This is a genomic window from Streptomyces sp. NPDC003248 (genome assembly GCF_055563235.1).
The window spans coordinates 566,618-587,516 of sequence record NZ_JBVHDT010000002.1 but is presented as its reverse complement, the minus strand read 5'-3'; the positions used below and the strand labels follow the sequence as shown (position 1 = coordinate 587,516).

The window sequence follows — 20,899 nt, the reverse complement described above, 5'->3', positions numbered from 1 at the left end:
CGAGTGCCGGCAACCCCCCGCCTTCCGAGCCCACCGGATCCTCGCGCCCGAGGGGCCGGTGGGCCACGGGACTCCCAAAGAACCCGGTACAGAACTACCCGCCCACCCACCCTCCCGGCCCCCGTCACCCGTACGGGTGACCGGCTTGCCGGGGCGGGATGGCGCTGCCGGGACTGCCGAGCGGGCAACGGCCTGCGTGCGGCCGGTTGAAGCGGTGGCCGGGTGTGCGATGGCCCCGCGGGCGGGAGCCTTGAAGTGCGGCAGTCAGGTGCGGAAGACGTTCTGGCCCGGGGTCAGGAGTGACCGGGGGTCGTAGGTGCGTTTCGCCGCTGCCAGGTGGGGCCAGGCCGGGCCGAAGTGGGTGCGCCAGTCCTCGGGGGTGAAGGGGACGCTGCCGACGGGGTACCAGTGGCCGCCGGCGGCCGCGGCGGTCTCGTAGGCGGAGCGGTTGGCGGCGAGGAGGCGGTCGACGGTGGCGGTGTCGTCGGGCGGGACGGCGCCGAGGATGTCGAAGAGGTACGTCACCGGCTCGTCGGAGGCACGGAACAGGGGGGTGGTGAGGCGGTCGCGCAGCAAGGGGTAGAAGAGGATCACGCCGGGGCCCAGGTCGGCCTGGGTGAGGGCGTCCAGGAGCGGTGCGGCGACGGTGGCGGCGGAGCTGCCGGGGAGCAGCAGGTCGAGCCAGGGGTGGGCCCAGGTCCACTGGCCGGCCGCCTTCAGGGCGGCGACGGTGGGGGCCAGCCGGTCGAGGAAGTCGTAGTAGGGCAGGTCGGCGCGCTGGACGGTGGCGGGGTCGTGCCGCAGGCCGCGCAGGAGGACCGTGTCGTCCGGTGCGGGGCCGGCCGGCGGGCCGTAGGCCACCACCTCCATGACGTAGGTGCGGAACCTCCCCGCCGCGTCCGCGAAGACCTGGCCCTCGACGTAGTCGAAGCGGCCCTCCTCGGCGAGGACGCGCTGATCGTCGAGGAAGGTCTCCAGGTCGTCGTAGGTCAACTGGTAATGGCGTACGGACTCGGGGGCGCGCACCAGGCGCAGGGTGGCTTCCACGATGACCGCGCACTGGCCGAGGCCGGCCAGGACGGCGTGGAAGAGGTCGGGGCGGCGGGACGGGGAGCAGCGCAGCAGCTCACCCGCGCCGGTGACGACCCGGAGTCCGGTGACGTTGTCGACCTGGGCACCGTGCCGGTGGGCCTGGCCGCCCAGACCGCCCACGGACAGGGTGCCGCCGACGGAGAGCTCCAGGTAGTCGGTGAAGACGGGCGGGGTGAGGCCGTGGGCGAGGGTGGCCTTCGCCACGTCGCTCCAGCGGGCGCCGGCGCCCACGGTGACGGTCGTGCTGCTCGGCCCGAGCGGGCCGATGTCCGCGAGCGGCGCGGTCTCGACGACGAGACCGCCCTCGGTCTGCGCCTGGCCGAACGCCGCGTGCCCCTGGCCGCGCGGCGCGACCGGCAGGCGGTGCTCGCCGCAGAACCGGATCATGGCGACGACGTCGTGGACGGAACCCGGGCGCAGGACGGCGGCCGGACGGCGGTGCACGATGTGGCCGAAGTCGTCCGCCGCGGCGCTGAGCGACGGCTCGTCCGTGACGAGGGTCCCGTCCAGCCGGGGGATTCCCTCGATCTGCCGGGCGCCGGACGCCGGGCCGGACGCGGTGGCGGATGTCGAGCCGGACTCCGCGGCGGACGCCGGGCCGGTCGTGGCCCAGCTCCGCGTGGCGGGATCGAAGCCGATCACGGCCGCCCCGGTGACGGTGAGTCCGCGCAGGACGGTACGTCGTGACGGTGTGCGGGACATACGTGCCGCTCCCCCCTCGGATCGGCAGCGATCCGAAGTGATCCAAGTGATCCGCTGGCTCTGAGTCGGGCAAATCCACGTCAGGGTAGGGGAGTTGATGCCCCGGCGCCGGGTGTTCGGAGGGTGTTCGAGCGGTACGGCGGGTTCCGGTGGGGTGTCCTGGCCGGCCCGCTCCGGTCAGCGCGGGCGCAGGCGCGTCGGGATCCGGGAGAGGACCGGGGGAGGATCAGGGGGGAGGATCGGGGGGACGGACCCGGGAAGGACGGAAGGGCAGCGCAGTGATCATCTTCGGCACCAAGGGGTACCTGTACCAGCTCGCGATACTGACGCTGGTGTGCGGGAGCTGCGGCAACCCCGCCGCGCACACGCTCAGGAAGCGCGTCACGAAGTTCACGCTCTTCTTCGTGCCGCTGTTCCCGGTCTCCACGAAGTACCTGACCCAGTGCACCTTCTGCGGCGCCGAGCAGAAGGTGACCGCGGAGCAGGCGCAGCAGTTGCAGGCGCAGGACGCGGGCGGGTACGGCGGTCAGGCGCACGGCCGGCCGCCGCAGCAGCCGTACCAGGGGCGGTGACGGGCTTCCCGGTACGCCTCCTCAGGTGTTCCACGTCTCGTCGTACGGGTCATCGGGCGCCGCCACGGGTCTGGCGGTGGTGACGTCGAGGAACGGGACCGGGCCGTCGTTGACCGGGTCGTGGGTCAGCCGGGGGCTGTAGGTGCCGGTGACCTCCAGCCAGGTGTCCGGCTGGAGGACCGGGGGGACGCGGCCGGTGAGGCCGACCTTGACGGGCTGGGCGTCCGCCGCGCAGCAGTTGAGGGCCATGCGGACCAGGTAGGGGGTGCCGTCGCGGTCGAGGGCGACGAAGCCGGTGAGGGCGACGCGGCGGCCGGTGAGGGTGCGGCCGTGGTCGTAGGCCGCGCGGCCCGCGTAGTCGGCGACCGCCAGCGGGAGGGGGTCGGTGGCGGGGAGGGCGGGGTAGGCGACCGGTTCCTGGAGGGCCGTGCCGGTGCGGGTGGCGGTGTACGAGCCCAGGGCCGGCGGGGCGACGAGGATCAGCGCCAGGAGGGGGAGCAGGAGGAGCCAGGAGACGCGGGGTTCGGGGTGGGCGGCCGTCTCCCGATGGCTCGTCTCCCGGTCGCTCGTCTCCCGGTCGCTCGTCTCCCCCGGTCGCCGCGGTCGCCGGCGCCACTCGTACCACCCCGTCGCCAGCGCCGTGGCGATCAGGACGGCGCCGGACGCCAGGAGGAGCGGTTGCAGGCCTGCCTTGACGTAGCGCAGGTAGAGGTCGGTGGCGCCGGCGTGCAGGAGGCTCGCGCCGAGCAGGAACAGGAGCGCGGCCTGGGCCTGGCGGTTCACAGGAGCACCGCCCCGGTCAGTGCGGACACGGCGACGGCGAGGACGAAGGTCGCCGGGGCGAAGCGCAGGGCGAAGGCGCGGCCGAATGTGCCCGCCTGCATCGCGAACAGTTTGAGGTCGATCATCGGGCCGACCACCAGGAAGGTGAGCCGGGCCGTGAGCGAGAACTGGGTCAGGGAGGCCGCGACGAACGCGTCCGCCTCCGAGCAGAGGGACAGCACCACGGCCAGGACGGCCAGGGCCAGGACCGCCACCGCCGGATGACCGGCGGCCGTGCGCAGCCAGGTCTCCGGGACGGCGGCCTTCAGGGTCGCCGCCGCCATCGCGCCGACGACGAGGAAGCCGCCCGCGTGCGTCACGTCGTGCCGCACCGAGTCCCAGAAGGCCTCGCCCCTGCTCCGCCCCTGGTGCGGGGGGTGCGACGGCGGGCGCATCCAGTCGGTGCGGCCCAGGCGGTGCCACAGCCAGCCCATCGCGCACGCCACGAGCAGGCTCGCCGCGCAACGGGCCAGGACCATCGCGGGGTCGTGGGGGAAGGCGACGGCCGTCGCCGTCAGCACGATCGGGTTGATCGCCGGGGCGGAGAGCAGGAACGCCAGGGCCGCGGCGGGGGTGACGCCCCGGCGGACCAGGGCGCCGGCGACGGGCACGGACGCGCACTCGCAGCCGGGCAGCACCGCGCCCGCGGCCCCCGCCACCGGGACCGCCAGCGCGGGGCGGCGGGGCAGGGCGCGGGCGAAGAACGACGGGGGGACGTACACGGCGATCGCCGCCGACAGCAGCACACCCAGGACGAGGAACGGCAGGGCCTGGACGACCACGGCGAGGAAGACCGTCGTCCAGCTCTGCATCACCGGCGCGGCCAGGGCGCGGCGGATCGGGCCCTGGAGCAGCACCAGCAGGAGCAGGGTGAGGGTGAGGGCCAGGGGGGACGTCAGGCGCCCGGTCTCCGGGGGCTTCCACGCGGGGGCCCGGGACACGGCCGTGGGCCGCTCGGGCTCACCGGACGGCGCTGACAGCGGGTCCGGCACCGGCAGCGGGTCCGGCACCGGCACCCGCTCCCGCAGCGGGCCCTCGGGCCGTCCCCGGGACGCCGACGGGCGCTCCCCCTCGTCCGACGGGGCTCGTGTGATGGCCACGGGTGGGCACCTCCGGATCCGTGTCTCTGCCTCCCCTCCCCTACGGCCGGACGGCCGCCCGCGTTCAGCGCACCTCTGGAACCGCCCGTCCCGGTGGGGCAGTCTTCTCCCTCGTGGGGAGCGTTCCGGATCAGAGTGCGCCGTCGGGTGAGCCCGTCGGGCACATGGTGGTGTGCGGTGACGACGGGCTGGCGCACCGGCTGGCCGCCGAGTTGCGGCAGGTGTACGGGGAGCGGGTCACGCTCGTCGTACCGCCCTCCGAGCGGACGGTGCGGCCGCCGGTGGTCGGGCGGGCCCGTGCGGTGTCGGCGGCCTTGCTCGACCGGGTGGTGAGCGCGGCCGTCAACCGGGCCGTCGGCAGCGGCGGCAACGGCGGCGGCAGCGGCCCGCCGGGGGGCGGTGCCGGCAGTGGTGCGCCTGCGGGTGGTGCCGGCAGCGGTGGCCCCGGCGGCGGGCCCGAGCTGGAGGCCGCCGAGCCCACCGAGGCCGTCCTCGCCGAGGCCGGGGTGGAGCAGGCCGCCGCGCTGGCCCTGGTGTACGACGACGACGAGCGGAACATCCGCGCCGCCCTCACCGCCCGTCGGCTCAACCCCCGGCTGCGGCTCGTGCTGCGGCTGTACAACCGGCGGCTGGGGCAGCACATAGAGGAACTCCTCGACCAGGCGGCCGCCCTCGCCTCGGGGGGCGCCGGCCGCGCGGCCGGCGACGCCTCGACCACCGTCCTGTCCGACGCGGACACCGCCGCGCCCGCGCTCGCCGCGACCGCCGTCGCCGGGACCACCAAGGTCGTCCAGACGGACGGCCTGCTGCTGCGGGCCGTCGAACGCCCGCCGCCGGGGCCGGGGCAGGCCGCCGGCGCGGGTCGGGCCACCCCCACCCTCGCGCTGCTGTCCTCGACGGGCAACGACCCCGCCTTCGCGGACGGCTCCGAGGCCAGCGGGGAGCAGGGGCCGGTGCTGCTGCCGGACGCGGCGACGGTGGCCGCGGCGACCGGGCGGGGCAGTGTGGTCCTGGAGCAGGTGGCGTACACGGCCGGGGGCGCGCTGCCGGCCGGGCGGGGTGTCGGGGTGGTGCCGCCGTTCGCCTCGCTGTTCTCCCGGCGGCTGAGGTGGTCGCTGGCCGGGCTGGTGGGCTGTGTGGTCGCGCTGGCGGTGGCGCTGTGGCTGGTGACCGGGATCCACCCGCTGGGCGCGGTGTACCTGACGCTGCTGGACCTGTTCGCGATCAACGAACCGGCGCTCGGGTCGTCGACGGAGCGGCAGGTGCTGCAACTGCTGTCCGGGCTGATGGGGCTGTTGCTGCTGCCGGTGCTGCTGGCCGCGGTGCTGGAGGCGCTGGGGACGTTCCGCGGGGCGGGGGCGGTGCGCAGGCCGCCGCGCGGGCTCGGCGGGCATGTGGTGCTGCTGGGGCTGGGGAAGATCGGGACGCGGGTGCTGACCCGGCTGCGGGAGCTGGGCATCCCCGTGGTGTGCGTCGAGGCGACACCGGAGGCGCGGGGCGTCTCGGCGGCGCGGCGGCTGCGGGTGCCGGTGGTGTTCGGCGACGTCACCCAGGAAGGGGTGCTGGAGGCGGCCAAGATCGGCCGGGCGCACACGCTGCTCGCGGTGACCAGCTCCGACACCACGAACCTGGAGGCCGTGCTGTACGCGCGGTCCCTGCGGCCCGATCTGCGGGTGGTGCTGCGGCTGTACGACGACGACTTCGCGACCGCCGTGTACCGCACCCTGCGGGCCGCGCACCCGCAGGCGCTCACCCGGAGCCGGAGCGTGACGCATCTGGCGGCGCCGTCGTTCGCCGGGGCGATGATGGGGCGGCAGATCCTGGGGGCGATCCCGGTCGAGCGGCGGGTGCTGCTGTTCGCCGCCCTGGAGGTCGGCGCGTACGCGCAGTTGGCCGGGCGGACGGTCGGGGAGGCGTTCCGGGCCGGGTACTGGCGGGTGCTGGCGCTGGACATGGGCGAGGAGGGGCCGGGCGGGTCCGAGCTGGTGTGGGACCTGCCGGAGACGTACGTCCTGAGGAACGAGGACCGGGTGGTGCTGGCGGCCACCCGGAAGGGGCTGGCGGAGCTGCTGGGGCGGAGGCGGCGGGGCCCGGGGTCTCGGGGGCGGTGACCACCGCCCCCGAGACCCCTGCTGCTCCCGTCCCGGTCGCCGCTACGCCCCCAGGTGCCGCTCCGCGAACTCCAGCTCCAGCCGTACCTGCTTGATCCGTTCCTCGACCACCAGCGAGCCGTGCCCGGCGTCGTAGCGGTAGACCTCGTGGGTCGCGCCGCGGGACTCCAGGCGCTTGACGTAGTTGTCGATCTGGCGGATGGGGCAGCGGGGGTCGTTCACGCCCGCGGAGATGTAGACCGGGGCCTTGACCTGGTCGACGTAGGTCAGCGGGGAGGACGCCTCGAAGCGCTCGGGGACCTCCTCGGGGGTGCCGCCCAGGAGGGTGCGGTCCATGGCCTTCAGGGCCTCCATCTCGTCGTGGTAGGCCGTGACGTAGTCGGCGACGGGGACCACGGCGATGCCCAGCGCCCACGCGTCGGGCTGCACGCCGAGGCCGAGGAGGGTGAGGTAGCCGCCCCAGGAGCCGCCGGTGAGGACCAGGCGGTCGGGGTCGGCGAGGCCGGAGCCGATCGCCCAGGCGCGGACCGCCGCGATGTCCTCCAGCTCGATCAGGCCCACCCGGTGCTTCAGCGCGTCCGTCCAGGCCCGGCCGTAGCCGGTGGAGCCGCGGTAGTTCACCCGGACGACCGCGTAGCCGTGGTCCACCCAGGCCGCCGGGCCCGCCGCGAAGGAGTCGCTGTCGTGCCAGGTGGGGCCGCCGTGGATGTCGAACACGGTGGGCAGGGGGCCGGTCGCGCCCGCCGGCTTCTGGACCAGGGCGTGGATGCGGCCGCCGGGGCCCTCCACCCACACGTCCTGCACCGGGACCGAGCCGGGGGACTTCATGCCGGGCGGGTCGAGGACCACGGCGCCCGTCGTGGAGCGGACCGCGGGCGGCCGGGCGGCGGAGGACCACAGGTACTCCACGCTGCCGTCGGGGCGGGCGGTCGCCCCGGACACCGTGCCCGCCGGGGTCGGCACCCGGACCAGCTCGCGGGTCGCCAGGTCGTAGCGGTACAGCTCGCTGCGGGCCTCGAAGCCGTGGGCGACGAGCAGGCCCGAGCCGTCCGGGTACCACTCGGCGCTGACGTCGCCCGGCAGGTCCAGCGCCAGGTCGGTCTCCGCGCCCGTCGCCACGTCCCACACCAGCGGTTCCCAGCGGCCCCGCCGCTGGTGGCCGATGAGCAGGCGGGTGTCGCCGTCGACGGGGGCGAAGCCCAGCACCTCCAGGCCCAGCTCCCGGGTGCCGCCCCGGGTGTCGTCGAGTTCGGCGACGGTGGTGCCGTCGGGGCGCAGGACCCGCAGCGCGGAGTGCATGGCGTCGCCGTGCTCGGTGTGCTCGATCGCGACGAGGGACCCGTCGTGGGAGAGGTCGCCCACGCCCGCCGACTCACGGTGGCGGTACAGCTCGAAGGGGGGCTCGCCGGTGCGGGCCACGTGGATCGTGGTGCCGTCCTCGTCCGTGGACCGGCCCACCACCGCCGTACGGCCGTCGCGGCCCAGCTCCAGGCCCGCCGGGTACGACGGGTCCAGGCCGGGTGCCGCCAGTTCGTCCTCCCCGCCCTCGAAGGGCTGGCGGCGCCAGACGCCGAACTCGTCGCCGTCCTTGTCGTCGAACCACCAGATCCACGCGCCGTCCGGGGAGAGCACACCGTCCGTGGTGCCGTTCGCCCGGTTCGTCACCTGGCGCTGCTCACCGGTGGAGCGCTCCCATGCGTACAGCTCGTACGTCCCCGTCGCGTTCGAGACGAACAGGGAGCGGTCGGGCGCGTCCTCCGCCCAGTCGGGCAGCGACACCCGGGGCGCCCGGAAGCGCCTCTCCCAGTCCGGCATCTCCTCGTACCGCTGCGGGGCGGCGGACCCGTTGCTCTCAGTCATGGCCCCATACTGCCCGCCCGCGCGGACAATCGACCGCTCCCCTCCCCAGCCTGTGGAAAACTTCGGCCTCATCCCCACACCCCGGCGACGGCTTCCCCGCACGAGACCCGTACCGTTGAGGTCGTGTACCGGTTTCTGCTGACGCCCCGCTGGTGGGGGATCAACGTCTTCGTGCTGCTGGCCATCCCCTTCTGCGTCTTCATGGGGTCCTGGCAGCTGAGCCGGTTCGAGGCGCGGGTCGACGACCACCGCGCGGCGGAGGCGCAGGTCGAGTCCGCCCGCGAGGAGGCGGCGCGGCCGCTCGCCGAGATGCTGCCCGTGGACAAGGCGACCTCCGGCAAGCAGGTCACCGCGACCGGCCGGTACGCCGATCAGCTGCTGGTGCCCGACCGCGAGCTCGACGGGAAGAACGGCTACTACGTCCTGACCCTGCTGCGCACCGACGGCGGCGAGGCGCTCCCCGTGGTCCGCGGCTGGCTGCCCGGTACGGCCGACCCGGCGAAGGCCCCGGCGCCGCCCACCGGCGAGGTCACCGTCACGGGCGCGCTCCAGGCGTCCGAGACGCCCGGCAGCGACGGCGTGAGCGCCCGCGGCGGCCTGCCCGCCGGGCAGACGGCCGCGATCAGCGCGGCCTCCCTGGTCAACCTGGTGGACTACGACCTGTACGACGCGTGGGTCACGCTCCGCACCGCCGACGCGGGGATGACGGCGGTGCCGGCGAGCGCGCCCGCCGGCAGCGGGCTGGACCTGAAGGCGTTCCAGAACCTCGGGTACACCGGCGAGTGGTTCGTCTTCGCCGGCTTCGTGGTGTTCATGTGGTTCCGGCTGCTGCGCCGTGAGGCGGAGTTCGCGCGGGACGCGGCGCTCGGCATCGCCCCGGACGGGACCGGAACCGACGGGCCCGGAACCGACGGGACGAAAACCGACGGAGCCGGAACCGACGGAACCGGAACCGACGACGGGTCCGACGGAACCGGCTCCGGCCCCGCGGTGTCCGCAGGGGCTCACGACGAGGCCAGCACGCCCGTCCGGTAGACCGTCCCGGCGCACGCGTTCGGCACCGTCGCCGACACCGCCGGACCCCCGCCCTCGGCGGTGTACGTCACCACGACGCTGCCGTCGACCGTGCCGTCCGCGACGAGCAGCTGGGCCGCGGTGGCGTCGGTCTCGGTGGTGGTCGTGGAACCGGTGGTGCCCGTCTGCTCGCTCGGGCTCGGGTCGGGGGAGGCCGTGCCGCCGCCGTCGCCGCCCGTGCTGCCGCCGCTGCCGCCACCGGTGGTGGGGCAGGTCTCGGAGGGCACCCAGGCGAACTTCACGTCGTAGGCCGAGCCGGGGGCGAGGGAGAGCTGGGAGACGTAGAGGGAAGGATCGGGCAGGCCGGCCGCCGCGTCCCCGGAGGCGTGCTCCACCACGCTGATCTTCGTGGCGTCGGCGGCGCCCTGCGCGGTGGGCGTCACCGAGACGCTCCCGCCGACGGTACAGGCGCTGCCGGAGACGTTCACGACGCGGAAGGTGCCGTAGACGGTGCCGGCCGAGTCGGCGACCGCGACGGCGGCGGAGGCGTCGCCGAGCTGGGACGCCGTGCAGGCGGTGGCGTCCGCCTCGACCGAGGAGCCGGATCCGGTGCCGTCCCCGGTGCCGTCGGTGCCGCCGGGGTCCTTGCCCCGGCCGGTGCCCTCGGTGGTGTCGTCGCCCTGCGCGCCGGTCCCGCCGGCCGAGCCGCCGGCCGTGCCGGAGGAGTCGCTGTCGGGGGTCCGGCCCTCCCCGGCGCCGCCCTGGGCCTGGGACGCCTGGCCGGCGATGGAGGGGTTGGCGTCGGAGCCGCCGGCGCCGGAGACGTGCCACAGGGCGGGGACGGCGGTGCCGACGAAGAGGGCCGCGGCGGCCATGCCGACGGCGGCCTGCCGCTTGCGGGCCCGGCGGGCCGGGACGGCCCGCCGGAGGTGGTCCAGCGTCCCGTCGCGCGGCTCCATCTCCTGGACCGCCTGGTGCAGCATCCGGCGCAGTGCCAGCTCGTCCGAGTCGAGCCCGTCGGGGCCCTGGTCGTCGAGGTGGTGGTTCACGGTTCCGTTCCCAGCGTGCGATTGCTTCGGCTCTTGCTCGTGCGGTGCCCGCCCCGGCTCCCGCCCCGCGGGCGGTTCCCGCCCCGCGGGCGGTTCCCGCCCCGCGGACGGCTCGCGCCGCTCCCGGTCACCCGTGCCGTCCCCGCCGGCCCGCCCGCTCACGTCCGCGCCTCCATGGCGACGCGCAGGGCGGCGATGCCGCGGGAGCCGTACGCCTTCACCGAGCCGAGCGAGATGCCGAGGGTCTCGGCGACCTGGGCCTCGGTCATGTCGGCGAAGTAGCGCAGGGACAGGACCTCGCGCTGGCGGCGCTGGAGCCCCTTCATCGCCTTGATGAGGGAGTCGCGCTCCAGCCGGTCGTAGGCGCCCTCCTCCGCGCTGGCCATGTCCGGCATCGGCTTGGACAGCAGCTTCAGTCCGAGGATGCGGCGGCGCAGGGCGGAGCGGGAGAGGTTGACGACCGTCTGGCGCAGGTAGGCGAGGGTCTTCTCCGGGTCGCGGACGCGCTTGCGCGCGGAGTGGACGCGGATGAAGGCCTCCTGGACGACGTCCTCGCAGGAGGCGGTGTCGTCGAGGAGGAGGGCGGCGAGACCGAGCAGCGAGCGGTAGTGCGCCCGGTAGGTCTCGGTGAGGTGGTCGACGGTCGTTCCGGCCGCGACACCGTCGTCCGCGGGGGCCGCGCCGTCACGCTGGCTGGGTATGCGGGCGGGCCGCGCTGCGGGCATGGGCGCGATCACCGGCATGCCACCGGGCGCCCCGGCCGGGCGGCGGGGACGGAGGGCGGTGCGGGGCGGCCGCAGGGCCGGGCCGCGGGCCGCCGCGGGGAAGTCGAGTACCTCTGCCACGCCAGTTGGACACCCGTCCCCCCTCGGGGGTTGTACACGTCGGCCGTCGCGTTCGCGCCGTACGGCGGTACACGTGTGACCGGCACCGTTCCGGGCGCCCGTCTCGCGCCGGCCGGCTTCCCCGCCGACGGCGCCTCACATGCCCTCATGCGTCCCGCTCTTCCCCTGTGGTCCATAGGAACGGGCGCCCCCACGCCCCGATCACGGCGTCCCCTGTGCGCCGGGATCACGTCTGCGCACCCCGGAGGGTGACGGCAAAGACGCTCCCCGCGTTCCGCACGGTTGCGGAACGCGGGGAGGAAAATCTTCGGATGCCGACAGGTCCCAGGACAAGTGGTCCGGACCACCGACCGGCTCACATCCGTGCTGAAGATCCTACAAACCCGTCACGCCGTGGCCAGCGTTTTTTCGGCCCCTTCACCGGCTCACGACAGCTCCGCCGCCACCAGTTCCGCGATCTGCGCGGTGTTCAGGGCGGCTCCCTTGCGCAGGTTGTCGCCGCACACGAAGAGTTCGAGCGCCGTGGGGTCGTCCAGCGCGCGGCGCACCCGGCCGACCCAGGTCGGATCCGTGCCGACGACGTCGGCGGGCGTCGGGAACTCCCCGGCGGCCGGGTCGTCGCACAGGACCACGCCCGGCGCGGTGGCGAGGATCTCGCGGGCCCGCCCGACGGTGACCTCGTCCTGGAAGCGGGCGTGGACGGTGAGGGAGTGCACGGTGACCACCGGCACCCGTACGCAGGTCACGGCGACGGGCAGCCCCGGCAGGCCGAGGATCTTGCGGGACTCGTCCCGCACCTTCATCTCCTCCGACGACCAGCCGTCCTCGCGCAGCGACCCGGCCCACGGCACCACGTTCAGCGCGACCGGCTCCGGGAACGGCCCGGTGCCGTCGCCCACGGCCCGCCGTACGTCACCGGGGCTCGTCCCCAGCTCCGTACCGGCCACCAGGGACAGCTGCCGCCGGAGCGTCTCCACCCCGGCCCGGCCCGCCCCGCTGGCGGCCTGGTACGACGACACCACCAGCTCGCGCAGCCCGAACCCGGCGTGCAGCGCGCCGAGGGCGACGATCATCGACAGGGTGGTGCAGTTCGGGTTCGCGACGATCCCGCGCGGACGCGCCCGCACCATGTGCGGGTTGACCTCGGGGACGACCAGCGGCACGTGCGGGTCCATCCGGAAGGCGCCGGAGTTGTCGACGACGACCGCTCCCCGGGCGGCGGCGAGCGGCGCCCACCGCTCGGCGACCTCGTCGGGCACGTCGAACATCGCGACGTCGACGCCGTCGAAGGCCTCCTCGGTGAGCGCCTCCACCTCGACCTGTTCGCCGCGCACGGCCAGCTTGCGGCCGGCCGAGCGCGGCGAGGCGATGAGCCGGATCTCGCCCCAGACGTCGGCGCGCTGGGACAGGATCTGGAGCATGACCGTGCCGACCGCCCCGGTCGCTCCCACGACCGCGAGCGTCGGGCGCCCGGTCACACGGGGGCCCGTCATCAGCGCCCGGTGCCTCCGTAGACGACGGCCTCGTCGCTGTCGGAGTCGAGCCCGAAGGCGCTGTGCACGGCGCGCACGGCCTCGTTGACGTCGTCGGCGCGGGTGACGACCGAGATGCGGATCTCGGAGGTCGAGATGAGCTCGATGTTCACGCCCGCGTCGGCCAGCGCCTTGAAGAAGTCGGCCGTGACGCCCGGGTTGGTCTTCATGCCCGCGCCGACCAGGGAGATCTTGCCGATCTGGTCGTCGTAGCGCAGCGAGTCGAAGCCGATGCCGGACCGGTTCTTCTCCAGGGCGTCGATGGCCTTGCGGCCCTCCGCCTTCGGCAGCGTGAAGGAGATGTCCGTCAGGCCGGTGGCGGCGGCGGACACGTTCTGCACGATCATGTCGATGTTGATCTCGGCGTCGGAGATCGTGCGGAAGATCACGGCGGCCTCGCCCGGCTTGTCCGGCACGCCGACGACCGTGATCTTGGCCTCGGAGGTGTCGTGCGCGACACCGGAGATGATGGCCTGCTCCACCTGCTTGTCCCCTTGCTCGATCGGCTCGCTGCTGACCCACGTGCCCTGGAGTCCGCTGAAGGACGAGCGGACGTGGATCGGGATGTTGTAGCGGCGCGCGTACTCCACGCAGCGGTGGAGCAGCACCTTGGACCCGGAGGCAGCCAGTTCGAGCATGTCCTCGAACGAGATCCAGTCGATCTTCCGGGCCTTCTTCACCACGCGCGGGTCGGCGGTGAACACGCCGTCGACGTCGGTGTAGATCTCGCACACCTCGGCGTCGAGCGCGGCCGCGAGCGCGACGGCGGTGGTGTCGGAGCCGCCGCGGCCCAGCGTGGTGATGTCCTTGGTGTCCTGGCTGACGCCCTGGAACCCGGCGACGATGGCGATGTTGCCCTCGTCCAGCGAGTCACGGATCCGGCCCGGCGTCACGTCGATGATCCGGGCTTTGTTGTGGACCGAGTCGGTGATGACACCTGCCTGGCTGCCGGTGAAGCTCTGGGCCTGGTGGCCCAGGTTTTTGATCGCCATGGCCAGCAGGGCCATGGAGATCCGCTCTCCGGCGGTCAGCAGCATGTCGAGCTCGCGCCCGGCAGGGATCGGGGAAACCTGCTCGGCGAGATCGATCAACTCGTCCGTCGTGTCGCCCATCGCGGAAACCACGGCGACCACCTGGTGGCCGTTCTTCTTGGCTTCCACGATCCGCTTGGCGACGCGCTTGATGCCCTCGGCATCGGCTACGGAGGAGCCTCCGTACTTCTGCACGACAAGGCCCACGTGCGCTCCTCGCTCAGTTTGTCTCTTTCCGCACATACGCCCTTGTACTGCGGGTCGGCTCAGTGTAACGAGCGTCCGTCGTCCGCCCCCGGGGTATCGCATCGTGAGACCACGTCCAGGCCGCACGGCGAGAGGTGCCGGGGACGGGCCCGGCCGCCCGTCCAGGACGTTCCCTGCCCACTTCCACCGAACTGATGCGCGACGCTCCACGCCGACGCTCCACGCCGGTGCTCCGCGCCGGTGCTCCTCGCCGAGGGTCACACGGCGGGGCGCGGACCGGTCAGGTGGCGGGGCGCAGACCCGGGTGTCCGCCTCCGCCGATCTCCTCCGCCATGACCCTGCCGGCCTCGAACTCCAGGGTGTCGTCGCCCATGCCCTGGTCGGTGTCCAGCCCGTCCAGTTCCTCCAGCGGCTGGTCGAGGCGGATGTGGGCCAGCACCGAGTGCAGGGCGCGCAGGGTCGCCGAGGCCGTCGAGCCCCAGTTGGAGAAGTACGAGAACTGCCACCACCACAGGGCCTCCGTGGTGCGGCCGGCGCGGTAGTGGGCCATGCCGTGGCGCAGGTCGGTGATGACGTCGGTGAGGTCGTCGGAGACACGGGCCGGCACGGGCGCCTTGCGGGGCTCGTAGGGGTCGAAGACCTCCGAGTACACGTCGACCGGGTCCAGCAGGCGGGCCAAATTCTCGCGGAGTTCGTCGACGTCCGCGTCGGGGCCCGTGTCGGGCTCGTAGCGCTCGTCGGGGACGATGTCCTCGTGGGCGCCGAGACGGCCGCCGGCCAGCAGCAGCTGGGAGACCTCCAGCAGGAGGAAGGGGACCGCCGAGCCCGGCTCGTCGCCCTTGGCGACCTCCGCGACGGCCACCAGGAAGCTCTCGATCTGGTCGGCGATCTGGACCGCGAAGTCGTCGGGGTTCTGGTCGCTCGCGTGCAGCGTGGCGTCAGACATCTAGGAGTCGTCTCCCCTCGAAGGCGCGGCCGAGGGTGACCTCGTCCGCGTATTCCAGGTCGCCGCCCACCGGGAGGCCGCTGGCCAGGCGGGTGACCTTCAGGCCCATGGGCTTGATCATGCGGGCGAGGTACGTGGCCGTCGCCTCGCCTTCGAGATTGGGGTCCGTGGCGAGGATCAGCTCGGTGACCGTGCCGTCCGCCAGCCGGGCCAGCAGCTCCCGGATGCGCAGGTCGTCCGGACCGACCCCCTCGATCGGGCTGATCGCCCCGCCCAGCACGTGGTAGCGGCCCCGGAACTCGCGGGTGCGCTCGACGGCCACCACGTCCTTCGGCTCCTCCACCACACAGATGACGGCGGGGTCGCGGCGCGGGTCGCGGCAGATGGAGCAGTGCTCCTCCTGCGCCACGTTGCCGCAGGTGACGCAGAAGCGGACCTTCGCCTTGACCTCCATCAGGGCCTGCGCGAGACGCCGCACGTCGGTCGGCTCCGCCTGGAGCACGTGGAAGGCGATCCGCTGCGCGCTCTTGGGACCGACGCCGGGCAGCCGCCCCAGTTCGTCGATGAGGTCCTGGACCACGCCTTCGTACAACGGACTGCCGTCCTTCCTGGGTTCCTTGCAGTACGTACGGTAGTTGTCCGCCACCCGTCCTAGGAAGGCGGTGCGGGTGTCGCCCCGGCGACCTGCGGCGGAACGACCGGGGCGACGCGAACGACGGGAGCGGCCGGCGCGATCGCGACGGCCCGCGCCGCGACGGTCAGAACGGCAGGCCCGGGATGCCGCCCCCGCCCAGACCCTGGGCCAGCGGGCCCAGCTTCTGCTGCTGGAGGGCCTGCGCGTTCTCGTTGGCCGCCTGGACGGCCGCGACGATCAGGTCGGCGAGGGTCTCGGTGTCCTCCGGGTCCACCGCCTTGGGGTCGATCTTCAGGCCGCGCAGCTCGCCGGCCCCGGTCACCGTGGCCTTGACCAGGCCGCCGCCGGCCTGGCCGTCGACCTCCGTGCCCGCCAGCTCCTCCTGGGCGCGGGCCAGATCCTGCTGCATCTTCTGGGCCTGCTGGAGCAACTGCTGCATGTTGGGCTGGCCACCACCGGGAATCACGATCAGCTCCTCTTACGGGCCTGGGGTCGATACGGGTTTTTCCGCTCGGCACGAGCCTACGTGGTCTGTGCGGGTGTCGCCCCGGCACTCTTTCGAGTGAGTCTTCGGCGAGGTCTATACCTGATCAAGGCCCCCTTACGGGCGTAAGGGCGAGGAAACCTTCCTCTTCGCCACCCATCGGGAGGTAGGAAAGGTGCGGCGCATCAGGCGTCACCACGGGTCCCGCCGGTGACCGGGGCGTCGGTCGGGGCCGGTCGGGTTCAGGAGGGAGTGCCGGGTGGGTCAGCAGCCGGAGATGCAACCCGAGGGTCCGCCTCAGGACGGGCGGGGCGAGGGCGCGGCCGGGCTGCGGCCGGGCGATCTGACCGGCCGGGCGTTGCCGCTCGGGGACTGGGGCGAGCCGGCCCAACGGCTGGACGAGCTGTACCGCTGGGTGGAGCGGCGGGCCCTGGAGACCGCGGCCTGGTACCTCGCCGACCGGGTGGGGAAGCGGCGGGGCGCGCGGGTGCTGCGGGCCGGGGCCGTGGCGGGGGCGGTCGCGGGGGCCGCGCTGCCGCTGCTGGACCTCACCGGGGTGCGGACCGGGGTGGCCCCCTGGGGGTGTCTCGCGCTGCTGGTCGCGGTGGCGTGCGTGGCCGTGGACCGGTTCTTCGGGGTGACGTCCGGGTGGATGCGGGACGTGGCGACCGCGCAGGCCGTGCAGCGGCGGTTGCAGGTGTTGCAGTTCGACTGGGCGTCGGAGAGCGCGCGGGAGGTGCTGGGGCCGGCGGAGGGCACGGCGAGCGAGGCCGCCGAGCGGTGCCTGGGGGTGCTCCGGCGGTTCTCGGAGGACGTGACCGAGCTGGTGCGGGCGGAGACGGCGGACTGGATGGTGGAGTTCCGGACGGGGGCCGCGCCGCTCGGGATCCAGGGGGCGGTGGGGGGTGGCGGGCGGTCGGATGCGGGGGTGCCGCAGGGGAGGTTTCCGCTGCCGCCGGGGGCCGGGAGCCGGCCGAACATGCCTCGGCAGCGGCCGCCGGAGCCTCGGTGAGGGTGACGCCGGGGGCTGCCGTCGGGGTGTGGGTGGGGGCTGACGCCGGGGGCGCGGTGGTGAGGCCGGGGGCGCGGTGACGTCGGGGGCGCGGTGGTGACGCCGGGGGTTTCGCCCCCGCCGCCCTTGCCCTTCCCGCCCCTGGGGGCTGCCGCCCCCAGACCCCGGCTTCGGCCCTTAAGGGGGCCTCGTCCTCAAACGCCGGACGGGCTAATTTGCGCCGGACGGAGTGGACTGGCTGCCCCGGGCGCACAGGCGCAGGCCCTCCGGGGTCCAGCAGGGCAGGTGGCCGTGGGTGCGGATGACGTCCTGGCCGTTGCCGCGGGTGAGGTAGGTCAGGAAGCTCGATGCCAGGGAGTCGGCCGGGGGGCGGCCGTAGGTGTAGGCGTACTCGATCTCGCGGTACGGGTAGTCGCTGGTGCCGTCCTCGATGGCGTCGACGGACGCGGGGTCGCCGTCGAGGCGCAGCGCGTGCAGGCCCTCGGCGCGGTCGGCGACGTTGAGTTCGCTGTAGCCGATGGCGCCGGGGGTGGCGGCGACGGTGGAGAGGACCTGCTCGGTGGAGTCGAGTTCGCAGCGCACGACGGAGGCCGTCGGGTCGTCCTTGTGGACGCAGTCGACGGAGGAGTTGGCGATCTCGCCGCGGCCCAGCACCTGACGCTGGAACACCTGCCGGGTCCCGGAGTTGGCGTCCCGGCTGACCAGGACCACCGGCAGGTCGGGGCCGCCGAGCTGGCGCCAGTTGGTGATCCGCCCGAGGTAGAGGCGGCGCACGTCCTCCGTGGAGAGGTCCGTCAGGGGGACGCCGTCGTGGACGACGAGGGCGAACACCGACACCGCCACCCGGTTCTCGCGCAGTTCGGCCAGGCCGGACGGTTTGGGGCCGTCGGAGAGGGCCACGACGGGCGGGGAGCCGTCCTTCGCCCGGGTGCCCGCCGCGGTGAGCTCGCGGATGCCGGCCGTCGATCCGTGCGGGTCCACGGTGAGGTGCGCGCCCTCGCAGTCGCTCTCGTACTTGCGGGCCACCTCGCGGATCACCGGGGCGAAGGCCGTCGAACCGGTGAGGGTGAGGCTGCCCCGCTCGCAGCCGATGGGCGGCGGGGTGTCGTCACGGACGACGACCATCGTCGCGAGGGTGATCACGCAGAGGGTGAGGAGGAGGGAGATCAGCCGGGCCGCCCGGCTGAACAGCGGCGGGGTGTCGTCCGGGGTGGCGCTGCGGTTGGGGTGGACCTCGCCGTCGCGGATGCCGCCGTAGAGCCGTATGCCGTGGCCGACGTCGCCGCCCGACAGCAGGACCAGGAGCTTGAAGTGCTCGCGCGGGTTGAGCGGGACGCGCGGGATGCGCAGGGTGTTGTCCTCGTAGCCGAAGCCGCGGTCCGCGGTGAAGTGGTCCATGAGGTGGTCGGTGTCGGTCGGCTGGGTGACCGACACCCCGCGGATGGTGCGGTCGGTGAACACCGCGGTGAGCCCGTGGCGTTCGGGGCCGGTGTAGTCGTCGCGGGCGATGCCCTGCGAGCCGTCGTTCTCGATGCGCAGCAGGACGAGGGTGGCGGCCGCCATGCCGGGCGTCTCGTCGAAGAGGCCGAGACGGCGGTTGGGGCGGCCGGACCGGACGTCGTCGCCGATCGGGTTGTCCATCTGCACGCGGTAGCCGATCCGCTTGCGGCGCGGCACCCGGCGCTCGTACCAGACCATCGCGCCGGACGCGGCGATACCGAGGACGGCCGTCCCCACGGCCACGACGTTCTCAGCGTTCAGCCAGTCCACTGTGGGTGCCCCCGCCACTCCCGCCGGCCGGATCGTGGGGCCACCGTACGTCTGCCCTAGGGGACATTCCGGACGGGAGGGCGGGAGTTCGCCGGACGTTCACCGGCGGGTGTACGTCAGCTTCTCCCCGGTGGAGGTGTTCACGCGTTGCAGCCTGCCGTCGGACAGGAGGGTGACCTCGGTGGGGGCGCCCGGGGAGCAGGAGGAGAGCGGCTCGCCGGTGGTGACCGTGGACGGTCCGATCCGCAACGGGCCCTCCGAGGCGGGCCGTTGGGTCAGCTCGGCGGTGAACTCGCAGTGGTAGGAGTCGCCTTCCGCGACGAGCGAGAGGACGGTGTCGCCCACCTCGCCCTGGGTGAGGGTGAGCCGGCGGGTGTCGGTGCCGCCCGCGCCGTCGACGGTCGTGGCCCAGGTGCCGAGGTAGTCCGCCGGGACCGCGCCGGCCGGCTCCGTGGCGGACGGCGAGGCCGACGGCCCACCGGACTCGGCCGGGGAGGCGGACCCGGTGCCGGAGGCCGTGGACGGTGCGGCCGTGGTCGGTGTCGGGTCGGGGCGCGCGGTGGAGTCGGTGCCGCCGCCGTTCATCAGCGCGTACACCGAGCCGCCCGCGGCCAGCGCGACGACCAGGGCGACCACGACCAGCAGCGCGGTCGTACGGCCGCTGCGGCGCGGCGGCTCCTGGGGCTCGTCCCCGTAGGGGCCGTACGGGGTGTACGAGGGATACGGGCCCTCTCCGTGGGGGCCGGACGAGGGGTACGGCTCGTCCCCGTACGGGGCGTACCCGGGGTGCGGCAGGGGCGCGCCGGGGCCGCCGCCCGCCGCCGTGTACGGGTTGTGCGGGACGGGTCCCGGCACCGGCCCCGGCACCGTCTGGGGGACCGGGGGTGCGGACTGCGGGTGCGGGCGGGGGTGGCCGTACGCGGGGTGGGCCGGGGGCGCGGTCGTGGCGCCGGCTCCCGTCGGCGGGGCGGCGGGCGGCGTGGGGGCGGCCGGGTACGGGCCCGCGCCGCGTGGGCCGGAGTGCTCCGGCGCGGCCTCGGCGGCGCCGGCCGGGGGCGCCTCGTCGCCCTCCGGGTTCTCCGTCTCCAGCAGCCGCACCGCGTGCCGGCCCAGCTGGGCCACCAGGGTGTTCGGCAGCCAGGGCTCACGGGAGCGCCCCTCCGCGACGGTCTCGTGCGCGCCGGTGCGCTCCAGGAGCCACTCCAGGGACGGCCGGGCGGCCGGGTCCTTGCGCAGACAGGCGCGGACCAGGTCGGCGATGTCCTCGGAGAGGCCCGACAGGTCGGGTTCCTCCTCGGCGATGCGGAACATCAGGACGTGCACGCCGCTGTCGGCGGAGCCGAAGGGCAGGCTGCCGGTGGCGGCGTAGGCGAGGACGGAGCCGAGGCAGAAGACGTCGCACGCGGGCGTGATCCGGCCGCCGCGCACCTGCTCGGGCGCCATGAAGCCGGGCGAGCCGATCATCGCGCCGGTCCGGGTGAGGCCTCCGGCGTCGCCGCCGAGCGTCTCCATGGCCCGGGCGACGCCGAAGTCGATGAGCCGGGGGCCCTCGATGGTGACCATCACGTTGGACGGCTTGAGGTCGCGGTGGACGATCCCGGCCGCGTGGATGTTGGTGAGCGCGTGGGCGAGCCCGGCGGCGAGCACGCGCACCGACCGCTCGGGCAGCGGGCCGTGGTCGTGGCCCACGACCTGCTGGAGGCTCGGGCCGGCGACGTAGCCGGTGGCGACCCAGGGCACGGCCGCCTCGGTGTCGGCGTCCAGGACGGGCGCGGTCCAGAAGCCGCCGACCCGCTGGGCGTTGCGGACCTCCTGGCGGAACCGCGCCCGGAACTCCTCGCGGGCCGCCAGCTCCGGCCGGACCAGCTTCACGGCGACGGTCCGGCCGCGGTCCGAGCGCGCGAGGTAGACCCGCCCCATCCCGCCGGCCCCCAGCCGCGCGAGCAGCCGGTATCCGCCGATGTGCTGCGGATCCCCCGCCCCCAGCTTCTCCATGGCCGCTCCCCCTTCCCCCCGCACGTGTGATCGAGCCGAGAATAATCCGGCCTTTCGGGGAGTCGAGCGGCATGGTGTCTACGGTTCCATAACGGGGGCCGGTGGAAGGCGGCGGACGCCG

General features: G+C 74.3%; 17 protein-coding genes. 4 read left to right on the top strand and 13 right to left on the bottom strand.

Going from position 1 to position 20,899, the window contains the following annotated elements; genetic code table 11:
* Positions 1–264 precede the first annotated feature (264 nt).
* Positions 265–1,794 (bottom strand): FAD-binding protein, encoded by a 1,530-nt coding sequence (locus tag ACZ3KJ_RS07970; protein WP_467525493.1) that lies wholly within the window; start codon positions 1,792–1,794, stop codon positions 265–267.
* A 278-nt stretch (positions 1,795–2,072) separates the two neighbouring features.
* On the opposite strand from ACZ3KJ_RS07970, the gene ACZ3KJ_RS07965 reads away from it, so the two are divergent.
* Positions 2,073–2,366 (top strand): zinc-ribbon domain-containing protein, encoded by a 294-nt coding sequence (locus ACZ3KJ_RS07965; protein WP_467525491.1) that lies wholly within the window; start codon positions 2,073–2,075, stop codon positions 2,364–2,366.
* 21 nt (positions 2,367–2,387) lie between these two features.
* On the opposite strand, the gene ACZ3KJ_RS07960 is transcribed toward ACZ3KJ_RS07965, so the two are convergent.
* Together ACZ3KJ_RS07960 and ACZ3KJ_RS07955 are read right to left on the bottom strand one after the other, a co-directional pair.
* Positions 2,388–3,149 carry a TIGR03943 family putative permease subunit gene (locus tag ACZ3KJ_RS07960; RefSeq protein WP_467525489.1) on the bottom strand — a complete coding sequence of 254 codons (762 nt, stop codon included), beginning with the start codon at positions 3,147–3,149 and terminating at the stop codon, positions 2,388–2,390.
* Complete coding sequence (locus ACZ3KJ_RS07955; RefSeq protein WP_467525776.1) at positions 3,146–4,129, bottom strand: permease; 984 nt, start codon at positions 4,127–4,129, stop codon at positions 3,146–3,148. The genes ACZ3KJ_RS07960 and ACZ3KJ_RS07955 overlap by 4 nt, the downstream gene beginning before the upstream one ends.
* A gap of 323 nt (positions 4,130–4,452) precedes the next feature.
* Here ACZ3KJ_RS07955 and ACZ3KJ_RS07950 point away from each other — a divergent pair, with 323 nt between their 5' ends.
* The gene (locus ACZ3KJ_RS07950; protein ID WP_467525487.1) at positions 4,453–6,399 is read left to right on the top strand and encodes an NAD-binding protein; all 1,947 of its coding nucleotides are present in this window, start codon (positions 4,453–4,455) and stop codon (positions 6,397–6,399) included.
* 42 nt (positions 6,400–6,441) lie between these two features.
* On the opposite strand, the gene ACZ3KJ_RS07945 is transcribed toward ACZ3KJ_RS07950, so the two are convergent.
* Positions 6,442–8,259 (bottom strand): S9 family peptidase, encoded by a 1,818-nt coding sequence (locus ACZ3KJ_RS07945; RefSeq protein ID WP_467525486.1) that lies wholly within the window; start codon positions 8,257–8,259, stop codon positions 6,442–6,444.
* A 123-nt stretch (positions 8,260–8,382) separates the two neighbouring features.
* Between ACZ3KJ_RS07945 and ACZ3KJ_RS07940 the strand changes: the two genes are divergently transcribed.
* Complete coding sequence (locus tag ACZ3KJ_RS07940; protein WP_467525484.1) at positions 8,383–9,294, top strand: SURF1 family protein; 912 nt, start codon at positions 8,383–8,385, stop codon at positions 9,292–9,294.
* Here the strand turns inward: ACZ3KJ_RS07940 and ACZ3KJ_RS07935 are convergent.
* The 7 genes from ACZ3KJ_RS07935 to ACZ3KJ_RS07905 form a co-directional block, all read right to left on the bottom strand.
* Positions 9,264–10,322, bottom strand: a complete 1,059-nt coding sequence (locus ACZ3KJ_RS07935; protein WP_467525483.1) for a hypothetical protein — start codon at positions 10,320–10,322, stop codon at positions 9,264–9,266. The two genes, ACZ3KJ_RS07940 and ACZ3KJ_RS07935, sit on opposite strands and share 31 nt — an antisense overlap.
* Positions 10,323–10,480: 158 nt before the next feature.
* Complete coding sequence (locus tag ACZ3KJ_RS07930) at positions 10,481–11,167, bottom strand: SigE family RNA polymerase sigma factor (protein ID WP_467525481.1); 687 nt, start codon at positions 11,165–11,167, stop codon at positions 10,481–10,483.
* Between the two features lie 425 nt (positions 11,168–11,592).
* On the bottom strand, positions 11,593–12,660 hold the full coding sequence (locus ACZ3KJ_RS07925) for an aspartate-semialdehyde dehydrogenase (protein ID WP_467525480.1): 1,068 nt from the start codon (positions 12,658–12,660) through the stop codon (positions 11,593–11,595).
* Positions 12,660–13,937 carry an aspartate kinase gene (locus ACZ3KJ_RS07920; protein ID WP_389519326.1) on the bottom strand — a complete coding sequence of 426 codons (1,278 nt, stop codon included), beginning with the start codon at positions 13,935–13,937 and terminating at the stop codon, positions 12,660–12,662. Before ACZ3KJ_RS07920 ends, ACZ3KJ_RS07925 begins: the two co-directional genes overlap by 1 nt.
* 280 nt (positions 13,938–14,217) lie before the next feature.
* Positions 14,218–14,883: a DUF5063 domain-containing protein gene (locus tag ACZ3KJ_RS07915; protein ID WP_467525478.1), complete on the bottom strand. Its 666-nt coding sequence runs from the start codon at positions 14,881–14,883 to the stop codon at positions 14,218–14,220.
* Positions 14,876–15,475 (bottom strand): recombination mediator RecR, encoded by a 600-nt coding sequence (gene recR, locus ACZ3KJ_RS07910; protein ID WP_467525775.1) that lies wholly within the window; start codon positions 15,473–15,475, stop codon positions 14,876–14,878. Before recR ends, ACZ3KJ_RS07915 begins: the two co-directional genes overlap by 8 nt.
* Before the next feature lie 166 nt (positions 15,476–15,641).
* Positions 15,642–15,983, bottom strand: coding sequence for a YbaB/EbfC family nucleoid-associated protein (locus ACZ3KJ_RS07905; protein WP_467525476.1), 342 nt, complete (start codon positions 15,981–15,983; stop codon positions 15,642–15,644).
* Between the two features lie 295 nt (positions 15,984–16,278).
* On the opposite strand from ACZ3KJ_RS07905, the gene ACZ3KJ_RS07900 reads away from it, so the two are divergent.
* The gene (locus ACZ3KJ_RS07900) at positions 16,279–17,013 is read left to right on the top strand and encodes an SLATT domain-containing protein (protein ID WP_467525773.1); all 735 of its coding nucleotides are present in this window, start codon (positions 16,279–16,281) and stop codon (positions 17,011–17,013) included.
* 210 nt (positions 17,014–17,223) lie between these two features.
* On the opposite strand, the gene ACZ3KJ_RS07895 is transcribed toward ACZ3KJ_RS07900, so the two are convergent.
* Positions 17,224–18,783 (bottom strand): substrate-binding domain-containing protein, encoded by a 1,560-nt coding sequence (locus ACZ3KJ_RS07895; RefSeq protein ID WP_467525474.1) that lies wholly within the window; start codon positions 18,781–18,783, stop codon positions 17,224–17,226.
* A 99-nt stretch (positions 18,784–18,882) separates the two neighbouring features.
* Complete coding sequence (locus ACZ3KJ_RS07890) at positions 18,883–20,778, bottom strand: serine/threonine-protein kinase (RefSeq protein WP_467525472.1); 1,896 nt, start codon at positions 20,776–20,778, stop codon at positions 18,883–18,885.
* Positions 20,779–20,899 lie beyond the last annotated feature (121 nt).

Excerpts from the sequence above, each read along its gene's own strand:
- ACZ3KJ_RS07970 (WP_467525493.1), bottom strand. The coding sequence starts at position 1,794 with ATGTCCCGCACACCGTCACGACGTACCGTCCTGCGCGGACTCACCGTC.
- ACZ3KJ_RS07950 (WP_467525487.1), top strand. The coding sequence starts at position 4,453 with ATGGTGGTGTGCGGTGACGACGGGCTGGCGCACCGGCTGGCCGCCGAG.
- ACZ3KJ_RS07915 (WP_467525478.1), bottom strand. The coding sequence starts at position 14,883 with ATGTCTGACGCCACGCTGCACGCGAGCGACCAGAACCCCGACGACTTC.
- ACZ3KJ_RS07945 (WP_467525486.1), bottom strand. The coding sequence starts at position 8,259 with ATGACTGAGAGCAACGGGTCCGCCGCCCCGCAGCGGTACGAGGAGATG.
- ACZ3KJ_RS07890 (WP_467525472.1), bottom strand. The coding sequence starts at position 20,778 with ATGGAGAAGCTGGGGGCGGGGGATCCGCAGCACATCGGCGGATACCGG.
- ACZ3KJ_RS07925 (WP_467525480.1), bottom strand. The coding sequence starts at position 12,660 with ATGACGGGCCCCCGTGTGACCGGGCGCCCGACGCTCGCGGTCGTGGGA.
- ACZ3KJ_RS07900 (WP_467525773.1), top strand. The coding sequence starts at position 16,279 with ATGCAACCCGAGGGTCCGCCTCAGGACGGGCGGGGCGAGGGCGCGGCC.